Raw genomic sequence first — 6,754 nt, 5'->3', positions numbered from 1 at the left:
TCCCGCTCCCGGCTCTTCAGGAGGCGGTAGGGCTTTCTGCAGGGCTGGGCGCACAGTCCCCTGTTTCCGCTCCGCCCCCCGATCACCGAGGAGAGGAGACACTGGCCAGAGTAAGAGTAGCAGAGGGCTCCGTGAACGAAGACCTCGACGCCTATGGATGCACCCTTCCCCATCTCCTCCACCTCGGCCAGGGTCAGCTCCCGGGCGAGGACCGCCCTTTTAAGCCCCATCTCGGCGGCCCATCTCGCCCCCTCCAGGCTGCAGATCGTCATCTGGGTAGAGGCGTGAAGCTCCAGGTCCGGGACCAGATCTCGTGCGAGTCGGAGAACGCCGAGGTCCTGGACCAGGACCGCGTCCACCCCGGCCTCGCGGAGTTCGACGAGTCGGCGGGCGACCTCTTCCACCTCGGTCTCCGGGATGAGGGTGTTGATGGCGACGTAGACCTTGACCCCTCGGAGGTGGGCGTGCTCGAGGGCCCTAAACAGCTCGAGATCGTCGAAGTTTGGGGCGCTCTGCCTCGCCCCAAACCTCCTCCCTGCAAGGTAGACGGCGTCGGCTCCTGACTCGACCGCCGCCAAAAGCGCCTCCCAGGACCCGGCCGGGGCGAGGAGTTCTGGAACCCCTCCTGATCGTCTCACGGTCAAATAACTGGGAGGACGAGATATATCTTTATCCCATTCCGTCGCCGGTCATTTAGTGGAACTCGTATACGCCCTCGTTCTCATGATCACTGGCATTGGTGCAGGCTTAGCCTCTGGAATGCTGGGGGTCGGAGGCAGCTTCATAATGGTCCCGGTCCAGTTCTGGGTCCTCACCTCCATGGGGGTCGAGCCTACGCTAGCCACCCGGATCTCCTTCGGGACGGCTCTCGCGGTGGCCCTTCCCACCGCCATCAACGCCGCCAGTGGCCACCGCCGTAGGGGGGTGGTCGATTCGAGGGCAGCCCTCCTTCTAGGCATATCCGGCCTCTTCGGCGCCTTCTTCGGAGGCGTCGCAGCGGCTCACATCGCCGGAGGCCCCCTTCGAGCCCTATTCGGCCTCGTAATAATCGCGGCCGCTGTGAGGATGGTGATGGGCCCAGGCGCCCGGACTGGAGGATGGGAGGGGGTTATAGCTAAAGATAAGGGGAGGGGCGTTGTAGAATGTGGAGGGGGGGGTGGACAGATGGCAGAAAGCGACTTCCGCTACTTAATCTTGGGCCTCCCCCTCGGCTTTTTATGTGGCCTGATCGGGATTGGTGGCGGAGTGGTAATGGTTCCGGCCCTCTCGGCGGCCATGGGCTTTGGGATGCACAGGGCCGTCGGAACATCCACCGCCGTCATCATCCTAACATCATCCGGGGGGGTTATCTCCTACGTCTATAGCGGCCTTTGCCTCACCGGCCTTCCTCCCTTCAGCCTGGGGTACGTCAACCTCCTTCAGTGGGCGCTCCTGGCCGGGACGAGCATACCCGCGGCCTGTGTCGGGGTCAGGGTGGCCCACCGGCTCCCCGCCAAGCAGCTGAGGGCTATCTTCATCATCCTTTTGATCTACATGGGCCTGAGGATGGTGGGGGTCTTCGAGCTCCTCCACCTTTCGATATAATCCCAGAGATCTGCGGAATATTACGGCCATCATCACCAGGTTTATTTTATATTTCCGGTCTCCTCCGTTTTATCCCGCTCATTTCTGTTCGTTTCCCGTTTACGTTTCCTCTCGTCCTATTTCGTTCTTCTATCCCCAGAGGTCCCTCCCCCTGTGAGAGACGGCCGGGTCGACCTCGATCAGGTCCTGGGGGTAGGGCTCAAAGAAGGTCTGGTCCATCAGGTAATCGTCCTCAAACCTTGCGATCCACGACTTGAGGAGGGTGGTGTTGGGGCAGATGGTGATCTTGCCATCTCTGTATCTCTGGACGTTCTCCGAGAACATCGCCTTCTCGGCGGCCGAGAGCCGATCAGAGAAGCGTCCGAGGATGTGCATCAGGACGTTTATGTTGGATGTGTACCTCCGGGGCCGAGAGAGCGCCATCCTCAGGTGAGCCTCATACTCGCGGGCCAGATCATCGAAGGGCCGATGGTCGTGGTTTGCGGCGATATCCCCGAGGACCCTCTGCTCGGCCTGGTGATAGGCCATAAGGAGCATCTTGTTCTCCGTCTGGAAGCGCACCAGCTCCCGCATCGATCCAGAATTTTTCACCTCTCGGAAGCGAGCGAGGGTAAAGAGCTTTGTTAGGAAGTGCTCTTTTATCCGGGGGTTTCTCAGCCTTCCCTCATCCTCCACCGCGAGGTCGGGGTGGCGGGCCAGGACGGCAGCGCCGAAGAGGCCGGTCGCGCTCCGAGAGAGGGCCGCCGACTTTCCGGCGATGGGGTAGACCTTCGTGTTCTTGATGCCGCAGGATGGAGAGCTCGCCTTGAGGACGAAGCCGTCCACATCACCGAGGGAGTCGAGGAACGTTGCCGCAAAGCTCTGCATATCGGGGGTGACGTCTCTTCCCGTCGTTGGCTGGACGAGCTTCATCTCTCTCATTTCCTCTTCGCCTGATCCGCTCGATTCATCCCCTCTCGCTGCAGAGACGAGCCTGAGCGAACCTCTGGGGACCCCGAGGCCGACCTCCACCTCGGGACAGACCGGCAAAAAATCGACATAGGTTGCCAGGATTTTCACTAAGTCGCTCGCGATCATCTGGCCGTTGTACCTGCAGTGGTCGAACTCGATGCACCTGCTCACCACCACCTTCGGCTTTGGAAACTTTCTCAAATCACTCAACTCCAGCACCTTATTGTGGGCTGTAAGTAGTTAAAACTGGCGCGAATTTCTGATTTGATGCTTCAATTTGATGCTTCAGGAGGCGACTAGATATCAGGAGGGTAGAATTTCGGCGGGAGGGGGATGGTGACACCGAAGCATTTTTAGTGGGTCGAGTCAGTCTCGACCCCCATGCGGGGGGGCGAGACCAAAGGGGTGCTCATTTTGGCGCTTCTGATGCTGGCAGCGCTGCCGATCTCTGCTTTGGCGGACGAGGTGGACGATCTCATACTGGATCTTAAGTACGGGCAGGCCGATCTGAGAGAGGGGGCTGCCCGCGCCCTCGGCGAGATCGGCGATCTCAGGGCGGTCGATCCTCTAACGGCGGCCCTCGGGGATGTGGACGAAGATGTCCGATCGAGGGCTGCAGCTTCTCTCGGCGAGATCGGAGATGTCAGGGCGGTAGACCCCCTCATCGCCGCTCTGAAGGATGGGGATGGAACGGTCCGAAGCGAGGCAGCCGGTGCCCTCGGCAAAATTGGCGATGGCAGGGCCGTCGATCCTCTCATCGGGGTTGTGAAGGACGAGGAATGGCCGGTCCGGCTGAGCGCCGCAGGATCTCTCGGCGAGATCGGCGATCCGGATGCTATAGAGCCCCTCGCCTATCTCGCTCTGAGAGATGCCCATTCAGGGGTTAGGGCTGGGGCCGTCGAGGCTCTCGGCGAGATCGGCGATCCCGATGCCGTCGATCCCCTCATCAAAGCTTTAAGGGACTGGGAGCCAGAGGTCCGAGTAAGGGCTGCAGAAGCCCTCTCCGAAATCGGCGATCTCAGAGCTGTAGATGCCCTGATAGAGGCTCATCATTATGACGAGGCGATCAGGCTGGATCCGAGTTCGGCTTCGGCCTGGGTCGGCAAAGGCCTTGCTCTATATGATCAGGGCAGATACGAGGAGGCCGTACAAGCTTACGACGAGGCGATCAGGTTGGACGGGGAGGATGCCTATGCTTGGAATAACAAAGGCGTCGCTCTAAAGAACCTGGGCAGGCAGATTGAGGCGATTGAGGCTTACCACGAGGCGATCAGGCTGGACCCCGTCTACGCTCACGCCTGGTACAACAAAGGGATCGCTCTCGAGGAACTGGGGAGGTACGATGAGGCGATCGAGGCCTACGACGAGGCGATCAGGCTGGACGGCGAGGATGCCAACGCCTGGATCAACAAGGGCGTCGCTCTCTACGGCCTGGGGAGGTACGACGAGGCGATCGAGGCCTACGACGAGGCGATCAGGCTAGATCCCGAGTACGCCCACGCCTGGAACAACAAGGGCGTCGCTCTCTACGACCAAGGGAGGTACGACGAGGCGATCGAGGCCTACGACGAGGCGATCAGGCTAGATCCCGAGTACGCCCACGCCTGGAAGAACAAAGGCCTCGCCCTCAGGAACCTGGGCGAGTATGAAGAGGCGATCGAGGCTTATGAGGAGGCGATCAGGCTCGATCCCGGAGATGCTGCGACCTGGAACAACAAGGGCATAGCTCTCAAGAACCTCGGCAAGCAGATAGAGGCGATCGAGGCTTATGAGGAGGCGATCAGGCTCGATCCGGAGTACGCCCACGCCTGGAAGAACAAAGCCATCGCCCTCCAATCCCTGGGCAGAGGTTCCGAGGCCGACGCCGCCTATGCCAGGGCCCGGGAGCTGGGGTTGTAGAAGTCTGCCAAGGCGAGGCCTGAAGATCGATTCTGATGTGATCGGAGCCTTCGACCAAGCCAGCCCTCAGAGGCGACGACAACCCCAGATTCTCTCGATCTGCCTCCCTTCACCATTACAGCAGTATCCGGAACATATCTAATACAAATATAGAAAGAGAAATAATAGGTCTCGATAGAGTTGCTGGCCCAGGAAAACCAGCTTCTGCGTGAGCTAAGATCTCACTATATTCTATTGTATACTGATGATCGTCCTTTCGTATTCTGATGGTCCCTCCGGCCGTTCGATAAATGGGAAGGACCATAAAAAGAGAGGAGGGAGGAGACTCCCGGTCCCCCAGCCCCTTAGCTCGTCGATAGATCGGCTTCGCCCTCTAGAAGTAGACGATCGGCTGGATGTTTGCGGGGATGGTCCGGGTTACTGGAGGCGTCGTAGGAGTCGCCAAGCTCGAAGCGGAGCTGATCGTAGACCTCGTTTGAGATGTAAGAGAGGTCGCATCGTCTATCGGTCATCACTATGTACGCCGATTCTGACAGGCCTTCGCCCTTCTCCACCGAAAACCAGAGGTCCTGCAAGTTCTCTGAGCTTGCCAGGGCGCAGAAGCCGTAAATCCGAACGTCGTCTTGGTTGTAGATGTCCACCCGCGTCCTGGACGATTCGGTGTTCAGGCCGCGGGGCGGCAGGTCGGGAGCAGTCTTCACCAGCACCCGGATTCGGCAAATATTTAATCTCACTTCTTGGCCTGGCCTAAATTCATTAAGATATTCTGATAATATAAAAATTTAAAATAAAATTATATATGTCTAGTATTAATAAGTAATATATGAATTATAATGTATCAAATACATTAAAAATTTAAATATTTAATAAATTGTCAAGAAATTATGTACAGGATACCGAAGTATGTATCGAACTAAATCAAAATATAATTAAGTATAAAGCATATTTATTATTAAAAATGTTCTTTATATATCTGTTATTTTTCATCCCAATAAGAGGGCGCTTATAGATCCAGAAACCTATAAGGCGGCACTCCGTCTGGGATCTGGCCGCGATTTTCGGGTGGCCCAATTTGTTCATATATGATATGTGTATGGACTTCGAAGCCGCAAATTGAACCTCATTTTGGGCATATGCCTATTTCATATACTATGTGAATATGTTCCCCTCGTCGCCTACCATGATGGTTATCGGGGCGAATTGTGCTCTTGAAGCACAATTGGCGCTCGGGAGAGTATGTATACATATAGTTTATAAGAATAGATGTCGGGCCATGCTAAAATTATTGCTATTTTTATAAATACATATTTGGTATCGAAGATATACACTTTTAGCCTGCTTTTCCTATTTATAAAATTGACAATAATGCTCGATGAAAATTTCGATTTCAACATTTGATTTAATATATATTAATAATTTAGTAGCGATCGAAGAAGCGACTAATTAAAAATAAATTTTATTAATAAATTTCATAGATTACTTTATGTTACAACATATACATCATAAATTACACGTTTCAATATATAATTAAGTATTAATTTATATAAAATTTTGTAATATTTGCTAATATTAAAATTTAGAATTTATTTAATTTGGTATTCATGGTCAGAACTTCGAACAGTCGACCGAAAAGTGAGAGTTGGGAGTTGAGCAGACGGCCGCTCGAACCACCTTGCAACCAACCCGCCCTGTGATATTCCGCATACGAACGACCGCCGAACTGAGATGGAGCGTTTAGCGACGCGGTGTGCATAAAAGGTTTGTATCTCAAAAAGCATTACCACGCCCCTGAGGCGGAGCTTATCGGGTGATTTTCAGAGGTGCGAGACGGCAGTACTACCGGGCCTACGATCAGCCCGCCGATCACAGGCAATAGTATTATGAAGCCGTCGCTGGGGGTATGGGGCAGGAGGCGGTGGAAGAAGAGGTTTAGTTAAGGGTTTATATCGAGATGAACATCAATACGATGTCTTGAACCGGGATCGAAAAGTCGAGGTCGGCCTCTTCAGAAAAGTTTCTCGTTCGTACAGGTGGGCCTACATCGACCTTCTGGCCATATTGATAGGCACGGCGGGAGGAGCTGGGGCTATAGTCTTCCGAAACCTCATCGATTTCATCCACGGCATATTCTTCTCAGGTGCATACCTCGATGGTGCAGGAGCGTCTTTTTGGATCATCCTCTTTCCCATCATCGGCGGGCTGATAGTGGGGCCCATCGTCTGCATCCTGGCCCCCGAGGCCAAGGGGCACGGCGTTCCCCAGATAATCGAGAGCCTGCAGGTGAGCGGTGGCCAGATCAGAAAAAGGGTGGGCTTTCTTC

General features: G+C 55.0%; 5 protein-coding genes and 1 pseudogene. 3 read left to right on the top strand and 3 right to left on the bottom strand.

Translation table 11 applies throughout. The features are described 5' to 3' along the window. The coding region (locus ACP5EL_RS08415) for a peptidase U32 family protein (protein WP_428402065.1) at positions 1-638 on the bottom strand (638 nt) is incomplete at its 3' end. A 58-nt stretch (positions 639-696) separates the two neighbouring features. On the opposite strand from ACP5EL_RS08415, the gene ACP5EL_RS08410 reads away from it, so the two are divergent. Beyond that, positions 697-1,584, top strand: coding sequence for a sulfite exporter TauE/SafE family protein (locus tag ACP5EL_RS08410; protein ID WP_428402064.1), 888 nt, complete (start codon positions 697-699; stop codon positions 1,582-1,584). A gap of 129 nt (positions 1,585-1,713) precedes the next feature. On the opposite strand, the gene ACP5EL_RS08405 is transcribed toward ACP5EL_RS08410, so the two are convergent. After that, on the bottom strand, positions 1,714-2,736 hold the full coding sequence (locus tag ACP5EL_RS08405; protein ID WP_428402063.1) for a YbgA family protein: 1,023 nt from the start codon (positions 2,734-2,736) through the stop codon (positions 1,714-1,716). A 180-nt stretch (positions 2,737-2,916) separates the two neighbouring features. Between ACP5EL_RS08405 and ACP5EL_RS08400 the strand changes: the two genes are divergently transcribed. Continuing rightward, positions 2,917-4,434: a tetratricopeptide repeat protein gene (locus ACP5EL_RS08400; RefSeq protein ID WP_428402062.1), complete on the top strand. Its 1,518-nt coding sequence runs from the start codon at positions 2,917-2,919 to the stop codon at positions 4,432-4,434. Between the two features lie 344 nt (positions 4,435-4,778). On the opposite strand, the gene ACP5EL_RS08395 is transcribed toward ACP5EL_RS08400, so the two are convergent. Next, a complete protein-coding gene (locus ACP5EL_RS08395) occupies positions 4,779-5,135 on the bottom strand; it encodes a hypothetical protein (protein WP_428402061.1) in 357 nt (118 codons plus the stop codon). A 1,270-nt stretch (positions 5,136-6,405) separates the two neighbouring features. Here ACP5EL_RS08395 and ACP5EL_RS08390 point away from each other — a divergent pair. Continuing rightward, positions 6,406-6,754: pseudogene (locus ACP5EL_RS08390) on the top strand (chloride channel protein); the annotation flags it as partial.

Source organism: Methanocrinis sp. (assembly GCF_049974945.1).
Taxonomy (GTDB): Archaea; Halobacteriota; Methanosarcinia; order Methanotrichales; family Methanotrichaceae; genus Methanocrinis.
This window is presented reverse-complemented; position numbering and strand designations above follow the sequence as displayed.